This window comes from Methylobacterium gnaphalii (assembly GCF_007992215.1).
In the GTDB taxonomy this organism is placed as follows: domain Bacteria; phylum Pseudomonadota; class Alphaproteobacteria; order Rhizobiales; family Beijerinckiaceae; genus Methylobacterium; species Methylobacterium gnaphalii.
On sequence record NZ_BJZV01000046.1, the window covers coordinates 1 to 18490 of the forward strand.

Annotated in this window: 20 protein-coding genes; 7 read left to right on the top strand and 13 right to left on the bottom strand. The window is 60.5% G+C overall.

What is annotated here, in order from left to right:
- Positions 1–684: 684 nt before the first annotated feature.
- The 5 genes from MGN01_RS21615 to MGN01_RS21635 all read right to left on the bottom strand — a co-directional run bounded on the left by MGN01_RS21615 (position 685) and on the right by MGN01_RS21635 (position 4093).
- Complete coding sequence (locus MGN01_RS21615; RefSeq protein WP_238258255.1) at positions 685–2805, bottom strand: AICE element replication initiation protein; 2121 nt, start codon at positions 2803–2805, stop codon at positions 685–687.
- A gap of 79 nt (positions 2806–2884) precedes the next feature.
- On the bottom strand, positions 2885–3196 hold the full coding sequence (locus MGN01_RS21620; protein WP_147048884.1) for a hypothetical protein: 312 nt from the start codon (positions 3194–3196) through the stop codon (positions 2885–2887).
- Entirely contained in the window at positions 3193–3657 is a 465-nt protein-coding gene (locus tag MGN01_RS21625) for a hypothetical protein (RefSeq protein ID WP_147048885.1), read from the bottom strand. Before MGN01_RS21625 ends, MGN01_RS21620 begins: the two co-directional genes overlap by 4 nt.
- Positions 3654–3881, bottom strand: a complete 228-nt coding sequence (locus tag MGN01_RS21630) for a helix-turn-helix domain-containing protein (RefSeq protein ID WP_147048886.1) — start codon at positions 3879–3881, stop codon at positions 3654–3656. Before MGN01_RS21630 ends, MGN01_RS21625 begins: the two co-directional genes overlap by 4 nt.
- A complete protein-coding gene (locus MGN01_RS21635) occupies positions 3878–4093 on the bottom strand; it encodes a helix-turn-helix domain-containing protein (RefSeq protein ID WP_147048887.1) in 216 nt (71 codons plus the stop codon). Before MGN01_RS21635 ends, MGN01_RS21630 begins: the two co-directional genes overlap by 4 nt.
- Positions 4094–4599: 506 nt before the next feature.
- On the opposite strand from MGN01_RS21635, the gene MGN01_RS21640 reads away from it, so the two are divergent.
- Entirely contained in the window at positions 4600–5319 is a 720-nt protein-coding gene (locus tag MGN01_RS21640) for a helix-turn-helix domain-containing protein (RefSeq protein WP_174804621.1), read from the top strand.
- A gap of 146 nt (positions 5320–5465) precedes the next feature.
- Here MGN01_RS21640 and MGN01_RS21645 read toward each other — a convergent pair whose 3' ends face one another.
- Positions 5466–5762, bottom strand: a complete 297-nt coding sequence (locus tag MGN01_RS21645) for a hypothetical protein (RefSeq protein WP_147048888.1) — start codon at positions 5760–5762, stop codon at positions 5466–5468.
- 113 nt (positions 5763–5875) lie between these two features.
- Here MGN01_RS21645 and MGN01_RS21650 point away from each other — a divergent pair, with 113 nt between their 5' ends.
- Together MGN01_RS21650 and MGN01_RS21655 are read left to right on the top strand one after the other, a co-directional pair.
- Positions 5876–6145 carry a helix-turn-helix domain-containing protein gene (locus MGN01_RS21650; RefSeq protein ID WP_147048889.1) on the top strand — a complete coding sequence of 90 codons (270 nt, stop codon included), beginning with the start codon at positions 5876–5878 and terminating at the stop codon, positions 6143–6145.
- Between the two features lie 275 nt (positions 6146–6420).
- Complete coding sequence (locus tag MGN01_RS21655; protein WP_147048890.1) at positions 6421–7233, top strand: hypothetical protein; 813 nt, start codon at positions 6421–6423, stop codon at positions 7231–7233.
- A gap of 130 nt (positions 7234–7363) precedes the next feature.
- Here MGN01_RS21655 and MGN01_RS21660 read toward each other — a convergent pair whose 3' ends face one another.
- Both MGN01_RS21660 and MGN01_RS21665 read right to left on the bottom strand, forming a co-directional pair.
- Complete coding sequence (locus tag MGN01_RS21660) at positions 7364–7696, bottom strand: hypothetical protein (protein WP_238258253.1); 333 nt, start codon at positions 7694–7696, stop codon at positions 7364–7366.
- Positions 7693–8346 (bottom strand): ParA family protein, encoded by a 654-nt coding sequence (locus MGN01_RS21665; protein ID WP_147048891.1) that lies wholly within the window; start codon positions 8344–8346, stop codon positions 7693–7695. The genes MGN01_RS21660 and MGN01_RS21665 overlap by 4 nt, the downstream gene beginning before the upstream one ends.
- A 129-nt stretch (positions 8347–8475) precedes the next feature.
- On the opposite strand from MGN01_RS21665, the gene MGN01_RS21670 reads away from it, so the two are divergent.
- Positions 8476–8763: an XRE family transcriptional regulator gene (locus MGN01_RS21670; protein ID WP_147048892.1), complete on the top strand. Its 288-nt coding sequence runs from the start codon at positions 8476–8478 to the stop codon at positions 8761–8763.
- 130 nt (positions 8764–8893) lie between these two features.
- Here the strand turns inward: MGN01_RS21670 and MGN01_RS21675 are convergent, their stop codons facing one another.
- A complete protein-coding gene (locus MGN01_RS21675) occupies positions 8894–9259 on the bottom strand; it encodes a hypothetical protein (RefSeq protein WP_147048893.1) in 366 nt (121 codons plus the stop codon).
- Positions 9260–10076: 817 nt separating this feature from the next.
- On the opposite strand from MGN01_RS21675, the gene MGN01_RS21685 reads away from it, so the two are divergent.
- Positions 10077–10421, top strand: coding sequence for a hypothetical protein (locus MGN01_RS21685; RefSeq protein ID WP_147048895.1), 345 nt, complete (start codon positions 10077–10079; stop codon positions 10419–10421).
- 103 nt (positions 10422–10524) lie between these two features.
- Positions 10525–10848: a hypothetical protein gene (locus tag MGN01_RS21690; protein ID WP_147048896.1), complete on the top strand. Its 324-nt coding sequence runs from the start codon at positions 10525–10527 to the stop codon at positions 10846–10848.
- On the opposite strand, the gene MGN01_RS21695 is transcribed toward MGN01_RS21690, so the two are convergent.
- Positions 10845–11465 carry a recombinase family protein gene (locus MGN01_RS21695; protein ID WP_147048897.1) on the bottom strand — a complete coding sequence of 207 codons (621 nt, stop codon included), beginning with the start codon at positions 11463–11465 and terminating at the stop codon, positions 10845–10847. The two genes, MGN01_RS21690 and MGN01_RS21695, sit on opposite strands and share 4 nt — an antisense overlap.
- Positions 11466–11626: 161 nt before the next feature.
- Between MGN01_RS21695 and MGN01_RS21700 the strand changes: the two genes are divergently transcribed.
- The gene (locus MGN01_RS21700) at positions 11627–12640 is read left to right on the top strand and encodes a hypothetical protein (RefSeq protein WP_147048898.1); all 1014 of its coding nucleotides are present in this window, start codon (positions 11627–11629) and stop codon (positions 12638–12640) included.
- A 147-nt stretch (positions 12641–12787) separates the two neighbouring features.
- On the opposite strand, the gene MGN01_RS21705 is transcribed toward MGN01_RS21700, so the two are convergent.
- The 3 genes from MGN01_RS21705 to MGN01_RS23820 all read right to left on the bottom strand — a co-directional run bounded on the left by MGN01_RS21705 (position 12788) and on the right by MGN01_RS23820 (position 17739).
- Positions 12788–13273 (bottom strand): hypothetical protein, encoded by a 486-nt coding sequence (locus MGN01_RS21705; RefSeq protein ID WP_147048899.1) that lies wholly within the window; start codon positions 13271–13273, stop codon positions 12788–12790.
- A gap of 755 nt (positions 13274–14028) precedes the next feature.
- Complete coding sequence (locus MGN01_RS21710) at positions 14029–16830, bottom strand: KGGVGR-motif variant AAA ATPase (RefSeq protein ID WP_147048900.1); 2802 nt, start codon at positions 16828–16830, stop codon at positions 14029–14031.
- Between the two features lie 741 nt (positions 16831–17571).
- A complete protein-coding gene (locus tag MGN01_RS23820; protein WP_170246104.1) occupies positions 17572–17739 on the bottom strand; it encodes a helix-turn-helix domain-containing transcriptional regulator in 168 nt (55 codons plus the stop codon).
- Positions 17740–18490: the final 751 nt, after the last annotated feature.

The window sequence follows — 18490 nt, forward strand, 5'->3', positions numbered from 1 at the left end:
ACCCGCTCTGCCTTGCCGGATACGGCAAGAGGGGGTCGAGTTGTAAAGTTTGTAAAGCTGTAAACCCAGTTTTGAGAGAGCGTTACTGGAAAGATCTCGGGTGCCGATTGCTCGCAGGGGCAAACTGCCCCGGGAGGGATCCAATCGACTAGACGGGCTATTGCTGACAACATTGCGCAAGGTCCGCGACAACACCGACAACCCTGACGGTCGGACAGCTCGACTGGAAATATCCCGGGTGCTTCCCGATCGCAGGACGTAGACTCCTAGATGGGACCCATTCGAGGCCAGCCGGCGGCCGATCCTGTCAGGTCCTGTCAGCCCTGAATGTCGGACAGCTCCACTGGAAAGATCTCGGGTGCTTCCTGCCCGCAGGGGGCTTTCGAATAGGAGGGACCCTCCCGAGTCCGGTCGGGGCTGTCACCCACCTTCGAAGCTGTCACCTCTGTCACCTCAGTTTCGGAGCCCCGTCACTGCGGTGATCCCGGGTGCCAACCGCCCGCAGAGGGTCTTCGTATAGGAGGGACCCTCTCCGGGGTGGCCCCGGGAGCCGCAGCTCTCTCCGCACGATCACGAGGGTCGCCGGCGGGCCGCCTCTTCCATCCTGCACGTGTGGGAGGCGTGCCGCCTAGGAGCAAAGGGGGAGCGGGGGGAGAGAGGAGCCTGGCCGAAGCCGGGACCACATCAGGCCTTCCGGATCTCCCAAACGATGTTGCCTGACTTCCGTTGCCGGGCATCGATGCCCCGCTTGCGCAGCGCCGGGGCGGCGCGAACCATCTGCGTTCCGAGGAGCTGCGGGGTCTTGGGCCATCCGAAGCTGTTGCGGGTCCGCTCGGTGGTTACGTCCGCATGGGACAGGGCATCGAGCAGTTGGGTGGCCGTACCGATCCATTCGCCGCCGGGCACGCTCTCCATCATCGCGAGCACGGCCACGGCCACGGGGCTGTTATCGAAGGCGACGTCGGCCAGCTCGTTTTGATTGGCGAGGTAGGCATCGCACAGGGCAGCCCCATCGAGACCGAGCCCGGGGGCTGCCGCGACCACGAAGCGAGCGAAACCGGCCATGCGCGGCAGCTTGTCGAGCTTGACGTCCTCGACCGTCTTGAGACCGGTGGAGAGGGCTTCAAGGAACGTTCCGAGGATGCGCGGGGCGGCATCCTCCCATCGGCGCTGAATCTCCTCCGAGGTGATCCGCTCCTCTTCCGGCACCGGGCGCAGCCGCACGGTAATGGAGCGTTGGGCGAGGTCCGGGCGATCGGCGAGGCTCGGGATGCCGTTGAGGATCACCGGCCGCTTGGCCTCAAGGATGGAAAGGCCGTCGTTCGTGTACATCGCGCGGGAAGCCTTGGCGCCGCCCGTGGCCAGGATGCAGAGACCATCGGACATCCAGCCCTCGATCTTCGATAGGTTGTCGAAGACGACGAGATGAGTGTGCTGGGCCAACACGAACAACTCGAGATCCTCTTTCGGGGGCGCCAGGATCTCGGCGGCATGCGGATCGAAGATCGAGCGCAGGATACGGCTCAAAGTCGATTTTCCCGTCCCCTGCTCGCCGTTCAGGATCAGCAACGGATACTCGGACGCGTAGCGCATCGCGCCGAGCACCCATGCCACGATCAGATGGAAGTCCGTCTCGGTGCTGACGTTGACGAACTGGCGAAGCTCCTCGACTCCGCGCTCGGAGCCGAACTCCGGCACCGGTAGGGCCAACATGCCCTCCGGCCGAACGAACGGAAGGTTATGGCTTTCCAAGATCCGGGGCGTCTTGCCCGGGGCGATTTCGACGGCGTGCCAGCGGTCGCAACCGAGGTCCAGGTAGAGGTTGCCGCCTTGCTGACCGACCCGCAGCCATTCCTTGCGACAGGGACCGTAGGCGATGGCCTTCGCCTCTAGAATGCGAACGGTCTCCTCGATCGCGGCCTTGGACGGGATGCGCCCCGTATCCTCGAATGCCTTGAGGCTCAGGTGACGGGAGAAGGCCTCTGAGGACAGCCGCCAGTTTTCGCGGTGCCCCTCCGGCATCGGGACCGAGGCGAACGTCATTTTCTTCGGCGTGTGCCAAAGCTCGAAATCTGCCGTCAGGGCAAGGAGCGTGTCGTGCCAGGGCGGACGGCCCGGGCCGCGCTTTCCGCTCTCGCCCGTTGCGGGCTCTGAAGAGGCCGCAGGCGCCTTCGGAGACGGCGAGGCTGCCTCGGGCCGGACGAGAGGGCGTGCGCCCGCTACAAGGCCCAGGACGCGGACCTGCGGCCATGCTTCGGCGAGAGCGTCCGCCGCATCCCACCCCTCCGGCGCATTCGCCGGCGGTTCGATCAACGCGACCGATGCTGCCCCGGAGGCGAGGATCAGGCGCGCGGCGGCGTCGGCATACTCCCGACCCGGCGTGTCCGCGTCAGGCCAGATGACGACGTTGCGCCCCCGGAGAGCGGTCCAGTCGGCCTTGCCCGCGGACTTGCTTCCGTTCGGGCTCGTGACACCGACATACTCGGGCACAAGCTCGCCGATCGCGTCGGCCGCCTTCTCGCCTTCACACAGAACGACGGGCGCGGTCGGCCGGGCGGCCAGTCGATCGAGACCGTACAACGGCCGGGGATCGAGCCACGCCTTCCATTTCCATTTGAGGGCGCCCGTTGCGTCCTCGCGGAACAGCGTCAACGGCTGATAGGTCTTGCCTCCGTCCGCGCGATCGAAGCGGCAGGCATAGCCGAGGACCTCGCCGGCGGCGTCGCGATAGGTCCATTTTGCGGCGATAGAGCCATGCTTGGGATGGCGCTCGAACGGACGCGGCGCATCCTTCGGCACGGGCATGACGGGCAGGAGCCCATCCGCCGAGGCGCTTTTCCCGGATGCCTTCGGGACACCGGGCAAGAGAGGGGCGAAGGGACTGCTACTCATACGCGTCTAGCCCGAGCATATCGGCGACCTGCAGGGCCGCCTCGTCCTGTTTCATGTCGAAGAGGAAGGCGGCGAGGCTGATCAGATCGCCGCCTTTGTCGCCGGTGGCGAAGTCGCCCCAACGGCCAGTGTTGAGGTTGACCTTGAAGCTGCCGGACCTGCCGTCCGCCCGCTTCGGGTTCTTCGCGACCCACTCGCGCCCCTCGCGGCGGCCATCCGAAAGCCATCGGGTGACAATGGCATCGGCGTGAGAACAGGCGGCCGAAGCGATGCTGGCGAAGGCGATGCTACGGCGGCGCTTCATAAGGCGTCCCTGTGAGCCAGGGCGCTGAGATAGGCGGCTCCGATCAGGGCCAGGAGCTGCCGAGCCGCCATGCCATCCGATCGGCCTTGGATGCGCCAGACATGGGCGCAGAGCCGATCAAAGCCGCCACCGCCGGCGGCAACCTCCGAACACCACTCCCCTGATTTCGGGCGGTACTCGACAGGGATTTCCCACTTGGTGGGATCGAGGTGCGTATCGAGGAATCCGATGTTGCGAGGCACCAGTAGGCGGATCGTACCGTCTGGCAGGGTCTCGCTGTTTCGGCAGAGAGCACGTGCGAGAGCGGCCTCGTGAGGCCGAAGGGCTTGCATCAGGCTCCGGTGGGTCGCGGCGCCCATGTAGGCGTCACCGCGGAACGCCTGACTGATCTCGGCCTTGAGGCGCTCGGCGACGGCCGGCGGCAGGTCCACCTTACGGCGGCGGGAAGGAGACCGGCTCATCGCGCGCCCTCCCCTGCGGCTGCCGTGGAGACGGTACGGGCAGAGAGCCACGCCGCGAGGGTCGCTTGCCGATATCGGACCCGCGATCCGAAGCATTCGAAAGCTGGACCGCTCCCGCGCAGTCGCCACGTCTGCAGGGTACGGGGCGTCAGGGAGAGGAGGTGAGCAGCCTGCATCTCGGTCAGGAGAGCGTCGGCGCTGCAGGCAGGGACAGGCGCCGTCATCGGGCGTCTCCCTGAGCCGCAGGGGCGCGGGTCTCAACGTAGGAGGCCAGATCGGCCCGGCGGTAGCGGATGATGCGGCCGAGCTTGGAATGCCGCGGCGCGGTGCCGGCATACCGCCAGCCTTGAAGAGTGCGGATAGAGATCGAGAGAAGATCGGCCGCCTCAGACTCGGTCAGAAGCGGCTCGGTGTCAGGTTTGGGAGCGGCATGCATAGGGGCATCCATTCGTCTGCGAACGAGACGAAAGATGACGCAGCGTGTCCGCTAAGTCATTGAAATTGCTTCGGGATGTTATGATCCGGCAAGTGGCTCAGTTTCTCCCAAAACCGAGGTGGCAACCCCGAACACATCATGACGAACGCCGAACACATGGTCACGGCCCGACGACCGCGACCAAAGCGCGAACGTTGCCGCCTAACAGCATGCTGCCCAAGGAAGGGGTGAATCGATTGACTTGGCTATGGGAACCGGGTCGAGTGCCCGAATGAGCCCCGAGCCGGGGACTCAGAGAGAACCAAGGGCCAAAAACACGAAACCCGCCACGGGGGCGGGTCACATGCCGGCCGAAGCCGGGGAAACAGATCAATTCTTGGCGGAATGATCCTCCCCGAAATCGCCGCTCCTGACAAGGGGAAAACAGCGGTTTTCCTCGACGGCGGAGCTTTGCCCGCATGCGTCCGCGCCGACGCGGCTGGTCTCGCGACCGGGGGTGCGGAGCTATGTTCGCCGAAGAGATCCGGCGCGCCGTCATGGTGGCGCCGAGAGTGAAGCTGCCCGACGTGGCGGCCGTGATGTGGCGCGCCTACGGCGCCGGGCAGATCACCGAAGCCGAGGCAGCCGAGCTGTCCGAGCTGATCGAGCGGCAGAGGGAGGCCCCGCCTCCGGAGGAGCCAGCCAGGGCCTCGGCGGGGTCCCGTCCCCGCACGGATGCCAGCCTAGAGCGCCGGCGGCGCTGGACGGCCTCCGGTCGCCTGCCTCCTGCCCTCGCCGCCCGGTTCACGATGGGAGAGACCGCGGTCCTATCTGTCGTGGCGGCGGAGGCGATCGAGCGAGGGGATTGCCGCCTTGCAGTTGGCCATATCGCAGCCGTGGCCGGGGTTTCGGAGACCACGGTTCGCAACGCCATCAGGCGCGCCCGAGGCCTCGGCCTCGTCACCGTTGAGGAAAGGCCAGTGACGGCCTGGCGCAACGATACCAACATCGTCGCGATCGTCTCCGCCGAGTGGACGTCCTGGCTACGCCTCGCGAAGCGCCGGCGGGCCTCGGGCAAGCCCTCGTACGCAGCCCGCGACGCCCTGAAACTGGAGGGTGGGTGCAAATTCGCGAACCGCACGCCTACTGGTAGTTCTAGACCTGTAAACTACGGGCATTGGAAACCGCGACTATCTGCCGGAAGGCAGGGTTGCAGGGCGGCCAACGCTAGTTCCGGGGGCAGTTGAGATTCGCGCGCCGGCCAGTTTCTGCTCCGGCGGGGCTATGCACCCCCCTCATAGGTCAGCCATCCCGCGTCCGGTCTGCCGAACAAAGCGCCCGGGAAATCCGACGCGCGATTCTGACTGGCGCGGGGTCATGTTGGCCGGGGCGATCAAGCGGCCGCCAACTCCATAGCCGCAGTCATGACGCGCACCTGCCAGAGGCGCTGGACCATGGCCGCGCCGTCCTCGCGACGGCTCGTGGAGAGGCCGACACGGTGCGGAGGCGTCTGGACGGCAACGATCGCGGCCCGGAGAGCCTCGACGCCGCGGCCGGCAAGGCGAACGATCTCCCGAGCCTCATTCCAAGCAGCCTTAAGGCAGTCCGCGAAGCACGCCCGGCCGATCGAGCGGAACGGCACCCGAGGGAAGTTGTAGCGCTCGCGCATCAACTCCCAAGCGCGGGCCATGACGCGGGCTGCGGAGGAGGGGCGACGGGGAGAAGACATTGAAGCGGCCTTGCGTTTCGTCCTTCTTTGGATAATTTATCCGATGTCGGTTGCAAGACAAGTTAAAATATCCGATGTTAGACGAAAAAACCGTTTTTCCCGAACAATGCCTTGCAGCTCGCGCTCTCGTCGGGTGGACGCGGAGCGAGCTGGCCGAGCGCTCCGGCGTCGCCGCCTCGACCCTGGCCGACTTTGAGGCAGGCAAACGTGTGCCATATCCGCGAACGCTGGCGGATATCCGACGCACCCTCGAAGAGGCCGGCGTGATCTTCATTGCGGCCGACGCGGAGGCAGGAGCCGGCGTGCGCAAGGCCGCCCCTGTATCGACCCGCCCCGGCCTCTAGATCCGCACGAGGACAAGATGGGCGTGATCCCGTGGCCAGCTCCGCCAAAGCCAGTCTCCGGCTTCGCTCGGCTGGACGGACACAGCCAGGCGAAGGAGCTTCGCTATGCTGGGGCCATGGCCCCCCGTGATCTTCGCGCGCTCCTGGACCCGCAGAAAGACGACGCGCCGGGGGATCAAGAGCGCGTTTGCCGTGGGCTCATAGCGATCCAGTCCAAGCACCTCGACGCAATCGACCGGATGGCTGGGACGATCCCTCTACTCGACAGGCGGGTGATGAGGAGTCGGGCAGACGACGAATTGGCCTTCGCCTGCGCTCTGGATAAGGCCGAGCCGAAAGATCGTCTCCGGGCCATGATCGCCCGAGCCTTTGCCCGAGCCGATCGGCATGCGCATGCCTGCGCCACGGAATTGGACATTCGAGCGCGAACCTCGAAGCTGGCGACCGCGCTCAAGGGGTCGCTCTCGGCTCTCGCTGATGAGGACGGCATCCTCTGGTACAAGAACAGGGCCGGCGAGCACCTGCAGGAGGGCAGCGCGATCGTTCAGGCCCTCAAGGCCTATGAACGGCTGGGCTACCCTGGCGGGAGCGCCGAGGAGCGCCGCTATGAGGTTCACCATGGACTGACGGTCATGGCCCAGATGCGAGAGGCCTTCGAGTCATTTGCCGATCAGGAGCCGGCCTATGGCTGGCCGCAGACCGGCGACGGGCAGTTTTTCTTCCTTCTGAGGCTGGCAGAGGTGTTCGCCGTATCGACGGGCGAAGTCCCGAGTTTCAGCGGGTACAGCCGGAAGGGCACGCATTGGACGGATTTCGCCCTGGCGACGCTCCACCTCACCGGTCTCGGCGTCTCGAATTTCGACGAACTCAGCCGCAGGTTCGGCGGCAAGCGGCCCGACAGGCGCCAATCCGATTTCGAAGAGAACTGGCCGTGGATGTTCGAAGCGATGGCGGGATGGTTCGCGCCGCCGACGTCGAACCAACGGGCGCCGGGGATGCAACACGCCGGCAACCTGATCAGCAACGGCGTAGCGAACAACCGCCAGGACGGTGATGAGCCCCTCTCCTGGCGAGATCATGAGATCTGACGGCATGGCCTCCGCGAGCTTGAAATGAAAGAGGCACCCCTAAAGACGCCCCTGGCGGATCATGCATTTGAGGCCGTATAATAACACCATAAAACCCCCATTAAATCACTGCAATGGGGTGGAAATCGCGTCATTGCCATCCGGTCGCGGCGGGCTTGTCGATGACCCGGTCAATCCCTTCGAGGATGAGGGAGTGAATGGACCGGCCGCGATCGTCGGCGAGGCGAGCAAGCGCGGCGTGCCGAGCTTCGTCGAGATAGACGGTTTGTCGAGCGGCGACAGCGCGCTTGCCCTTCGGGCGACCGCCTGTCCTACGGGCGGCCTCTTCCGACTCCGCGGCAGCCGGAATGGCCTTCGGCGCCGCGTCGTCGCGAACAGGAGCCGGCTCGGCCTCATCCATGAAGTTTGAGGCGATGGAGGCGGCACGACTGGCGAGGCCGGAGGCGAGGCTGCTCTTTTTCATTCCTGATCTCCCAGGCGGGTGAGGACGGCATCGGCAAGCGAGGCGAATTCGGCGGCGGAGGGACCATCGACGGGGACGCTCTCGCCTACGGCGAGGCTGTCCGCGACGACGGCTCGATAGGAGATTGCCGGGGCCACAGGCTCGGTCAGAGCGGCTAGGGTCGTAACCACGTCGCGCCCCGCCCCTGTGCGGCGATCGATACGGCTCGGCACGATGAGGATATCAGGCCGATCCCGCTTGGCGGCCCGGCGGTTCTTCCGGATCGCGGCAACCGTCTCGGCCGCCCCGCGGACATCGAGGACGGTCGCTCCCGAGGGCACGAGGACGATATGCGCGACGGCGATCGTCGCCCCGAACGCGGCGCCCATGGCCCCTGGCGCATCGATCAAGACAAAGTCTTCGGGACGGCCGCGCACCGCGCGCACCCAAGCGGATACGTCGGCTTCGTCGGCGGTTTCGAGAAGATGGGGCGTCACGGAGTAGGAGAGGCGGCCATCCTCGGCGATCGAGGCGGCATGCCCAGCGGGATCGGCGTCGAGGATCGCAACGGTGCGCCCTCTGCGAACCAACTCGGCGGCCAGATTGAGCGCAGTCGTGGTCTTGCCTACGCCGCCCTTGGTCTGCGCCAGACCGATGATCGTCGCCGCCATGTCATCCGCCCGTGATTTTCACACGAATGTGGTGGGAGAAAACCTCCACCATTCCGTTAACACGCCGCCAGAATAGAGTTAGGCGTCTGGCACCGGTATGACGCTGGCGGGCAGCAAGTGGAGAGGACAATGTCCCACGATGCCGATCGCGATCCCGGCCGGGCGGCGGCGAAGGATGCGCTCGCCCTTTTCCTATCGAGGCGTATCGAGCAACTCGGACTGTCGAGGGCGGAGGCGGCCAAGAAATGCGGGACCACGGAAGCAGAGCTGTTGCTCGACCTTACGGAGCCCCGGTCGATCGAACGCCTATGTCTTCTCATCAATCGTCTAGGAGCTGACGTCGAATTCGTCGTCGGCGACGCGAAGCCAGGAAGGATAGGACGGACCCGAGTCGTTCCCTATTCGATGGTGGTATAAAACCACGCCAATCACACCAAGGAAGCGGGTAAAAACCGGGAGGAGCGCACGATTATGGCGCCGATCCGGCACCATTTCCCCATGAGGATGAAGGAGGGCGGTCGAAACCAGCCCTCCAAGATCGGCCGAGCTAGGCGGCGAGGGCGGCAAGCTCCTCCTCGTTCTTCGGGAGGCCCCTGCAATCGTCTTCGGCGAGATCTTCTTCGGCATCCTCGAACCGAGCGCCCCAGGTATCCATGAACCGCTGAATCTCTGGCGATACGGAGAACGATGCGCGACTCTCCCCGCCTTCCTCGACCTCGATATGCAAGGCATCGAGGATCGTTCGGAACATGAAGACGAGTTCGACGGCGTCGGAAATAAACAGAGGGCCACCTTCACGTTGGCCGCACCATTTATCGACGAGGAGGACAGCCTCCCCTTCCCTTTTGGCAAGGTTGAGCACCCGGCCGCCCACTCGAAGAGCGGGGCCGTTTTTGGTCATGACGACAGGCATAGAAGTATAAACCCACGCTTGAAGCACCGGCTTTGCCAGCATTACGCAGGTTGGACAGACCGGGACATGCCTCCACCCTTGAGGATTGGCCAGATCCTCTTGAGCTATACAGTAATGGGAGGCGGGTTGTTGACGGCTCGCCAATCCAGGCCCGCAAATCACTTGCGAGCAACAGTGCGTAGCACGGCGACTCTGCCGGTCAAACGGGTTTTTTTGGTGCTATTCCGGTGTCCGTAAACGGCCGTTAACCCGTGTAACAATTCGGATACAATGGACCCGGCAAGCGGGTGGGCACCTGTTCAGTTATCAAGAGAGCCCTACGCCGCCGCGCTTGCGCATCAGATCGTCGATCGCCTCAAGCATCAGACTATGCAGGGACCGACCCTCGCTATCGGCAAGCTGAGATAGAGCATCGTATCTGGACCCATCGAGGCGCACCGTGAAGCGTGCGGCGACTTCTCGGCGGCTGCCAGGCGGTCGACCAGGTGGGCGTTTCGTCGGCTGTTCGGCGGTAACCTCGGACACTTCACCCTCAGGCCTTTGACTGCCCACGTCGCCCGTCTCGGGCTCCGCGACCGTGTTTTTCCCTGCGCGAGGCGGGCGGCCCCCTTCGCGGCGAGCCATCGATGTTCTCCTGCCGGCGCGGCGCGTGATAGCCGACCGATCAGGGATACACCTGATTCGACTGGCCACCCTCTATTCCTTTGGCCGTACCGTACCTTAGACGCAGTCGCTACAGGTCCGAACGAAGGAATGAGATAGCTAAGCTAGATGCCGTCACGAGGGTCAGGAGTCTAGCGGGCCAGAGGTCGATACGATGGGAAAGAAGAAGGATGAAAAGCGCGCCCGGAAAGCTGCCGAGGCAGCGGCCCGTGAGGGGCAACGTACAGAACCTCCGATCGCTGCGGCGCCGGTGTCCTTCACTCCATTACCATCGGCGAACACCGCGCTCGTAGAACCCGGAGAGATCGTGTCGGCCTCGATGGCCCTCACAAAGGAGGATCGCAAACGGTTACGTATCCTCGCGATGCAGCGGCGAACCTCACTTCGGCGCCTGATGCATCAGGCCTGGAACCAGTTTCTCGCTAGCCAGGGCCTCCCGGGCCTTACGCCCGTCTACGTGAGCGACCTGCACCGGAAGGCAGATCGGCACGAGCACTAGGGGGCGGCTGTAAGCCCTGATTTCAAAACTGCCCCACTGGGCAAATCTCGGGCTGCTTTCGCCCGCACGAGGTAAAGGGTCGGGAGGGACCCGGAGGCCAGCCATGCCCGATCCTGCTCGCGTCTACCTATTCCGCGGTGGCTTTGCGCCGGCCGGAGACACGGTCAATTGCGAAGCGCCTCTCGGGCTCGTGGCCGCCGCATCTGGAGGGAGAGGGGCCGAGGATGCGGATGGCGTCAAACAGGCCTTCGGGGGCTGCACCTTCTGGCGCGACGAAGAGACCGACGAACGCTTCCTAGGCGTATGGGACAGGCGCAACGCAGGGCGCTTCCGAACGGCGCTTCGTCAGGCCGGCAAACCCTGCATCTTTCGTGAGCGCCCGCCGGCGCGTCTCACATGGTGGACGTCTGCGCCGACCCGGCCTTAGGCCGCTTCGGCAGATCGCTTCGCGAGCTTGGCGATCGTCGCCCGGCTGCAGCCTGTCGCGCTCTGGACCTGAGACCACGTCAGGCCGCGGCCGAGCATGGTCACGATGAGGGCATTGCGCTCGGTATCTTCCTTACGGCCTTTGTAGCGGCCCTCGGCCTTCGCCTTGGCCTGTCCCTGTGCCTGCCGCCGGCGGCGATCCTCGTAGTCCTTCCGAGCCACTGCCGCGAGGACGTCGAGCATCATGCCGTTAACCGCCTCGAACACACGAGCGGTGAAGTCGTCGGGATTGGCGGTGGCCATCATGTGCGACGTCGGGAGATCGAGGGCCACGACGCGGACTCGGCGGGCCGACAGCTCGGACTTGAGGCGCTCCCAATCGGCCGAGGAAAGGCGCGAGAGGCGGTCGACCTGCTCGACGAGGAGAATATCACCCGGGCGGGCGTCAGCCAGGAGCTTGAACAACTCCGGGCGGGCAAGAGTCGAGCCCGACTCGTTCTCGACGTACCATGCGGCGATGGTCAAACCCCGCTCGGTCGCGAAGCCGTCCAGTTGCTCCCGGGCGCGTTGGGCGTCCTGTTCCTTGGTTGAGGCGCGGAGATAGGCCCGAACGAACATTGGACCGCCTTTTGGTTCACTTAGGATGGTTCACACCATAGCGGTTCACTTTGAATAGTCAATCGGCATTTAGTGAACCAGAAAACCGGGCAAGCGCGGCAGTACCCTTGAGGCACAGCCAAAAAACACCAAAAACACCTCTCTTGGTTGGACGAATTTTGGTGCAAGCATCGGCGATGCTATTTTTTCTCGCCAGCGTTCTAGAGCAACTGGACCTCGCGCTCGAACATGTTTCGAAGCGTGACATTCATAATGCGCGTTTCGGACTCATGCTGACCGATAATGCGCTTGAGTTGATTTTTCATCAGATTGCAAAGAACAAAGCGTCCGAACTGAAAGCATATTCATACCGTCAGGAAAATTACCGACATCAGAAGGCGCTTGATAAGGCACTTGGCAGAAACTTCGACGAAAAAGTGAAACTCGCGAAGCTGGAAAACCATCTCGCCGATCCCGTCGCGCAAACCATAAAAATCATGCATGGATTTCGTAACGAGTTGTATCATGTTGGCATACAGCACGAAGCCATTCTGCCAAATCTGGCCCTATTTTACTTTGAAGTTGCTTGCAACTTTCTCCGGACATTTCGTATATCCGGATTTTACTGGTCATCCAGCATGGTGATCCCGGAACGGGCGAAGAAATATTTAAACGCAACCCGCTTTTCGCCAGCTGCTCCAGAAGATTTCGAAAATGCCTTCACCTTTCTGGCCTGCAACTCCGGACACGACGCGGACGAAACTATAGCCGCTTTTGCAGATCACATTGAATCCATAATCGAAGAACAGGACACCTATATCGATATTATCGCGCGGGGCGTTTATGTCGGACAGGAAAAGACACGTGACGAAGCTATAATAGATTGTCAGTCCTGGTCCATCGCGTTTTCCGATGAAGGCAAGGCATTCCTGACAAATAATGACTGGAGCGGCAGTGTGCTGTCAGCCGTTCAATTTATAACCAAGAACTATGAGCTCAAATATCGCTCTGACCCGATCCCGTCCTGGGAGCGTCAGGTCGCCCGACTCCGCGCGCAAAAGGACCCTCACGCCGCTTTGATGCACTACCATTCGTTTGTGACCGAGACGGCCGACCTTCGGGAGTGGGTGTCGGAATCCGCCGGACAGGCAGAAGCGGAGATAGACGCTGCAATCGACAGGATGCGCGGCAAATAGGCAGGCGCATCCTGCTGGACAACTAGGCGGCCCGATCCAGAAGCCCGGCCCGTGGTACCACCGATTTTTGACGCCGAGTAGATGAGCGAGACATTAGCGCCGACATGGTCTGCCACGTCGACGCGCCTCCTCGGAAGGCCAGTCGCGTCAAACCACGGGCTGCGTGGCTGCACGGAAGAACAGCAGAACCGCTCGACGGAAATCGTCGATTGGTGAGTTGAGAATGTCGAGCGTCGGCTTGGCGATCTCGGTGTGAATGCCTTGGTGCGTCACCTCAGCGGTACCACCCTGGCGGACCTTCAGCGTCATCGTCTGCCGCCAAGTTGATCTACTGCCGCGTTCAACCGAGACGGTGATTGTGCTGAGCGTCGAGGGATCGACTCTCGTAAGATCTCCTATGGCCGGAGCCTTACTAACCGAGAGCCGGATGCCACCCGCTGCCGTTGCTACATTAATGCTTTCAATCAGCTTGCCAAACTCAGACTCGAAGGCGGGCAAATGTGCCTTCGCTTTGGCTCGTTGATCGAGCAAGGCCTGCTGTGAGGCAGCGACCCGATTTCTCTCCTGCGCCACCTGCGCCGTCTGGGTCTGTGCGCCCTGCACGATAGCGTCGATCAGTTCCTTATCATTCATTGCAATGCCTCAACTGGAAATAGGGTTTGCCTGAACCTTGATATGGCGACGGTTGAGCACAACCGCAAACGTCCAATCTCCTGCCAAGCTTATGCTCTTCAAGAGGTTGGCTCGCCGCTGTCAGGAGCCTTGAGGCCCCCATGGTCGAAAGGTTTTACGTACCTGAACTCCCTGCTTGCGGCGAAAGCGCAATGCTGTTCAAATTCGGCGGATTACCAGTTGGGAGAGCTGTCATGCTCACGTCAGAGCAGATCGCACGTGCAAAACGCGAATTTCAGTATTCTGCGCCCGGCAACATTCATCACGAGCACGATGACTGCATTCGGATCGCTTATGAGTGGTTAGACGCTCAAATAAAGCTTGGGCGAACACAGCGGGGATACGTGGCGCTAAAACACATTATCGAAGAGTGGGGAGGCCGTTACGTTTCGCAGAACGACGTCGAGATTGCCGCGCACCTTCATCCCGAAGTCAGGGGCATATACCCGGCGTTCAATTTGAGCCGGAAGGCGGTCGAACCTTGCACTTCTCGCCTTAAGGGGATCGAGCAGGCAAACAGGATGCCTGGATATCGGGACAACCACAGCAGCGCTAATTATAGATCGCGCGAGCTTCGTGCCGGGTAATGGCGCTGAAGGACTTGCAAGTTCCGCACGCGAGTGAGGCAACAAATGAACCGGGATCGCCGCGACCGACGTTCCATTGAGCGTTTAAGCGCTGAGGGAGGCAAGTTAGATGCTGGCGCGCCCTACTCATTAGATCCCCGCACTGAGCCGCTGCTTCGCTCGCCTTCGCGTTCCCACAACAGAGTGTCTTGCGCCAGCATGGCGAAGACCCAGCCCCATACGAAACAGCTCAGGAACATCGTATGGCGCACTTTCGCCCAAGACAATTGCATGAAGTTTTAATTTATCAAGATCTTCGGACGAAAGTCCAAGCTCTGCAATCGCGTCCTGATCGATTGGAGCCTTAACCTTATTGTTATTTTCTTTGAACTTATCAAAAACAGCTCGGAGTTCCGGGATTTCTTCTTCGGTTTCGGCTACCTTGGATCTACTAGTCGGCCCCATGGCTTCTCTGAGAGCCTTCGGAAACAGTAGTCGATTTCCATAGTTTTCTCGAGATTCGACCTGATCGGTATTACTTGCCGCATTGTGTATAAAGCGAACTAGGTCGCGAGCAACTAATCGCTCTTGCAAATCAGATAGAGCAGCTATGACCCACCCAGCTGTGTAGGCTTCTTGAACACGCGGCCTGCCGGGCTGATCATCAGGACCAAGTTTGCGTCCCCATAGGGGGTAGAGAAGCTGTTCCTTCTCTTGAAGCGATTTCGATTTAAATTCCGGTGTCCAGATATCCCGCGCGCCCGATGATGTTGCAAGCCATGCGGCAAGCTCAAGGACTTCACCTTCGGTCCAAGTGAGGGCGTAATCTTGGTATTGTTGCCGAAATTGTGACCTATTTTGTAAGACGCCAGCTTCTACGGTGTCTCTTCTTGCAAAAACCACAAGACCGAGCGGACGCCCAGGTATACTGCGGAGCCTTACAGGCAGATCAACGAGTAAAGCAGTCAACATGTTATAAAGTGTGGGTCCAGCACTTTCATAGAGTTCTTCAATTCCTTCGATAATAGCGATTATTTGCTTATTTGCTCCACGTAAATTGTCAATAAGGAGACTTCCAGCTCCAGGCTCTCCGATAAAAAGGCCCGCACTCCAAGCAATTACGTCTAGCCAGATATCCGCCCATTCTCGCTCGGACAGTTTGTTCGAAAGCTTCTCTCGCAGAAAAGCTCTCGTTTCACTTACAGGCTGAGATTGCGCATTCCCAAGTTCGCGCGAAATGTTCGTGCGCGCTCCGTCTATCTCTACGAGAAAAGTTGCGCTTGCCTGAATTGATCCAAGTACAGGAAGTATAAGAGCGTCAAATCCTGCCTGCTGTCCCGTAATATTTGATACTACACTCATCCATTTTCGTTGTGAGATAAGGTAGCGAGCGGTAAGTGTTTTGCCAGCACCCTTCACCCCTTCGCACACGACAATAGGTGGCTGCACTGACTCCATTGCGAGCGCGCGCATTGGACCCGTGACTAGTGGAGTTTCTACCGGTTTGTCAGCCGTCTCCGCTGCAATGAAGCGGCTTGTAAACTCTGCAAGTCGCTTACGCAGCTGTGCCGCTCCGGGCTCATCCTGAGCAACTACTGCTTGAGTTTCGACGCTGGAGGGCGTTGCAAATGTGGGTAGTACTGCCTCCAACCAGGGTTCAAGACCAATGTTGAGGCGTCGGCTGAAACCGGAATTTTCAAGCTGCTCGCCGAAGCCGTCCCAGCGACGTGCGGGAACCTGAAGGTCAGCTACCTCGCCAAGCTTGACAACTGCCAAGGGCGAAACATTCCTCGTGCTATCAAGCAACGTATCATTAGCGGAAACTTCTTGCTCATAATCAGCAAGCAAGCTTGCTTCAATGCGTGATATAACTGGAGCAAGGAGGGTTTCATCCCCACCGATATCGCGCAATATTCCAGGGACTCGATTAACAACAAGAAGGGGCTGTTGGCTCATGCTCCCTTGCTTCCTCATTTCACGAGCAACAAATTCCATTAGAGCAACTGTTGCTTCCAGAGACTGTCCAGCCAGCGAAGTTACAATTACTCGAGCCACTTGTGGATCGAGTATTAACTGTGCCGCTAAGGGGACTAGACCTGCCCGAACGTCGACAACAACACCTGCGCAATTGCAGGCGGCTGCAACTTCGGTCAAAATATCCGCGAAGGCATAGGGTTTATCAGGCGACGATAAGTGTTCTGCTCTGATCGCAGAGCTTGCCAGTTCATCAAGCGAGCGACGAAGCGGAAGGATGAGTAAGTTTCCGAGTTGTTGTGTAATAAGACGACGAGAAATCCATGCCACAACCTGCTCTAGATCTTTGTCTGCACTAATGTGTGCTAAAACAATAAGATCCTCTAGTGATACGTCTATCTCAGGGCGTGAGGCACGATAGAGATAGCTTAGTCCAGGTGCTTCCAAGTCAGCATCAACAATCAATATTGGCTTTTTTGACAAGCGGGCCCATGTCGTTGCTAATGCTACGGCTGTTGTAGTTCTTCCTGTGCCCCCCTTTACGCTATGACATGCAATAATTGGCACCGGCCGAACGCGAATTTCACCTCGAGAAACTCCAGTAAAATCTATATCTCCTTCAATCGAGCCCAGGCTGCCTCGTGGTAATGGGGCGGCGCCGATACCTTCGAACTCAATAGGGAGGCCATGGCTTGGAGTCGGCCCGTCAAGTTCCATGATCAGCTCATGAATAGGCTTCTCTGGTATGCAATTAGGAAATACACGGCGCAGCCAATTAATTACTTCTGCTGTATTGTTTTCTAAATTTTCGACAAAAAATACTGCCGCAGCCCAGTCTATTCGTGCATATTTCAATGCTTCCGGACGGCAGCGCCAGAGATCGTTTGCTGGCTCAAGTGTCGTCAGACGACGGGCCACATCAACCCATGTCAGGGGCGGCGTGAAGGCTTTCGCCTCAATTGATTGGAAGGCATCCATCAACGCAGCTCCTTCAAGACATACTCCACTACGCTTACAAGCCACTCAAGAACCGGAGGCGCTGGGTCAAGCACCGCACCATAGCGCCAGACTTGATGGAGAGTGTCCACATTGGTTGATGTGCCATCTCGCAAAGTAATATTGTCTGGCCGAGGCGCAACGCTCCGTCTTGCAATCCGGAGAGCAATAATTAGATCGTCCAAGCGATGATTGTACCACGACGCAGCTGGGGCTGAAGCGGTACTAGAACTCGTATCCAATAATTTGTGATAGCGCAGATAGAGCGCTTTAAGACCACATTCGGCCGAGTAAAAAAGCAGAAGAGCACGCGAGTCCGCATCAACGGGTTGCTGCGATGCGTTGTATAGCTCGTTCGCTCGCCTTCTAAGTGCCCTGTCGTTGAGATGGATCAGCGTCTGCCCCCAAGATTTTTTTGACCGCTCGCCGCTTCAGTGGTGAGCTGTAGCTCGATGGCGATACAGTATCGCTCTCAAGCTCGAAAGGAGCGTTTGAGAAGCGCTGAACGGTAGTTAGCGCAACGAACGAGCATCTGCGATTTTGTGCCCTTGCATCAGCTGAATGAGGCACCCAACAGTCCCGATCAGCCCGGTGGCGCTAGCGGCTGTTGTCGCTAGTAGGTTCCTCTTACTTGTCGGGATCACCTCATTCTGAGGCGATCAGCCAATCGTCGGTCCATACGTCGCCGTGCAGGCTCTCAGGCGTGATGCCGGCGGGCAGCTATCAGGGCGGGCCGCCCTCCATCACACCCCGGGAGCGCCCGATGTCATCGATCGCCGCCTTGATCAGTTTCGGGTCGCCATCTTCGAGGGCTGCCTTGAGATAGGCCGTCCGCACCTCGTCGTTGTCGAGGTAGTTGGCCGGGTCCCATTCACTGACTTTGACCGACATGGTTCGACCGCTTCCCGTGAGAGACATGCAAGGTCACTGCAGTCACAGGGTAGCATCTAACCTGGGCAGAAGGGCAATTTGGGCGGGCTTGGGTGGCCTTGGGCGGGCTTGGAATCCACCTTCAATGAGGGCACCTCCAAGCCATAAGCCTTTGCTGGGAATTGCCGATTTGAACCCAAGGGAGGGCTGGGAGGCCTTAAGCGGCCTTCGACCTCCCTATTTAATTATCCCCCCTTCTATCCTTATCCCCCGCCCCCCTCTCCGACAGTTCCGCACGAGGTCCCGAGGCCGCCCACTCGGTGGTCTCGGCCGTTCGGAGACGGGCGCGCCTTTCCATTTTTCTACTTTTCTCCCGTTGAAGGGGAAAAGAGCCTCCCTAGCCTCCCTAGCCTACCCGACGCCTTCGAAATCAGAGTGTTAGACCGGATCGCAGGCCGCTCATAGGGCGCCCAAAGGCGACCAAATCGCGGGCGCAATGCCACCCGACGATAAGTGTCAGGCCAGATTTTGGAGTGCCGTTAATGGAAAGATCCTGGGCACTTCCCGCTCGCCCGTGCCGATCGACGCCGGAGGGACCCGTCAGCTCGAACCCTTAGCCGCCCGGTCGCTAGCCGACCCACGGTTGCATCAAGGCCGTCGCCGCCTAACAGACGGCCAAGCTATTAGCTTCTGTTAGGCCAGAATTCCGAACCGCCTCGCTGACGAGATCTCGGGTGTCGGACACCCGCACGGAATGAAGAGCCGAGGAGGG

What these genes read in the sequence shown, in the direction of transcription:
- MGN01_RS21650 (WP_147048889.1), top strand. Translation starts at nt 5,876, where the DNA reads ATGTTAGACGAAAAAACCGTTTTTCCCGAACAATGCCTTGCAGCTCGC.
- MGN01_RS21690 (WP_147048896.1), top strand. Translation starts at nt 10,525, where the DNA reads ATGCCCGATCCTGCTCGCGTCTACCTATTCCGCGGTGGCTTTGCGCCG.
- MGN01_RS23820 (WP_170246104.1), bottom strand. Translation starts at nt 17,739, where the DNA reads ATGTCGGTCAAAGTCAGTGAATGGGACCCGGCCAACTACCTCGACAAC.
- MGN01_RS21640 (WP_174804621.1), top strand. Translation starts at nt 4,600, where the DNA reads ATGTTCGCCGAAGAGATCCGGCGCGCCGTCATGGTGGCGCCGAGAGTG.
- MGN01_RS21710 (WP_147048900.1), bottom strand. Translation starts at nt 16,830, where the DNA reads ATGGATGCCTTCCAATCAATTGAGGCGAAAGCCTTCACGCCGCCCCTG.
- MGN01_RS21630 (WP_147048886.1), bottom strand. Translation starts at nt 3,881, where the DNA reads ATGACGGCGCCTGTCCCTGCCTGCAGCGCCGACGCTCTCCTGACCGAG.
- MGN01_RS21635 (WP_147048887.1), bottom strand. Translation starts at nt 4,093, where the DNA reads ATGCATGCCGCTCCCAAACCTGACACCGAGCCGCTTCTGACCGAGTCT.
- MGN01_RS21625 (WP_147048885.1), bottom strand. Translation starts at nt 3,657, where the DNA reads ATGAGCCGGTCTCCTTCCCGCCGCCGTAAGGTGGACCTGCCGCCGGCC.
- MGN01_RS21695 (WP_147048897.1), bottom strand. Translation starts at nt 11,465, where the DNA reads ATGTTCGTTCGGGCCTATCTCCGCGCCTCAACCAAGGAACAGGACGCC.
- MGN01_RS21645 (WP_147048888.1), bottom strand. Translation starts at nt 5,762, where the DNA reads ATGGCCCGCGCTTGGGAGTTGATGCGCGAGCGCTACAACTTCCCTCGG.
- MGN01_RS21620 (WP_147048884.1), bottom strand. Translation starts at nt 3,196, where the DNA reads ATGAAGCGCCGCCGTAGCATCGCCTTCGCCAGCATCGCTTCGGCCGCC.
- MGN01_RS21660 (WP_238258253.1), bottom strand. Translation starts at nt 7,696, where the DNA reads ATGAAAAAGAGCAGCCTCGCCTCCGGCCTCGCCAGTCGTGCCGCCTCC.
- MGN01_RS21675 (WP_147048893.1), bottom strand. Translation starts at nt 9,259, where the DNA reads ATGCCTGTCGTCATGACCAAAAACGGCCCCGCTCTTCGAGTGGGCGGC.
- MGN01_RS21615 (WP_238258255.1), bottom strand. Translation starts at nt 2,805, where the DNA reads ATGCCCGTGCCGAAGGATGCGCCGCGTCCGTTCGAGCGCCATCCCAAG.
- MGN01_RS21655 (WP_147048890.1), top strand. Translation starts at nt 6,421, where the DNA reads ATGAGGAGTCGGGCAGACGACGAATTGGCCTTCGCCTGCGCTCTGGAT.
- MGN01_RS21685 (WP_147048895.1), top strand. Translation starts at nt 10,077, where the DNA reads ATGGGAAAGAAGAAGGATGAAAAGCGCGCCCGGAAAGCTGCCGAGGCA.
- MGN01_RS21665 (WP_147048891.1), bottom strand. Translation starts at nt 8,346, where the DNA reads ATGGCGGCGACGATCATCGGTCTGGCGCAGACCAAGGGCGGCGTAGGC.
- MGN01_RS21670 (WP_147048892.1), top strand. Translation starts at nt 8,476, where the DNA reads ATGTCCCACGATGCCGATCGCGATCCCGGCCGGGCGGCGGCGAAGGAT.
- MGN01_RS21705 (WP_147048899.1), bottom strand. Translation starts at nt 13,273, where the DNA reads ATGAATGATAAGGAACTGATCGACGCTATCGTGCAGGGCGCACAGACC.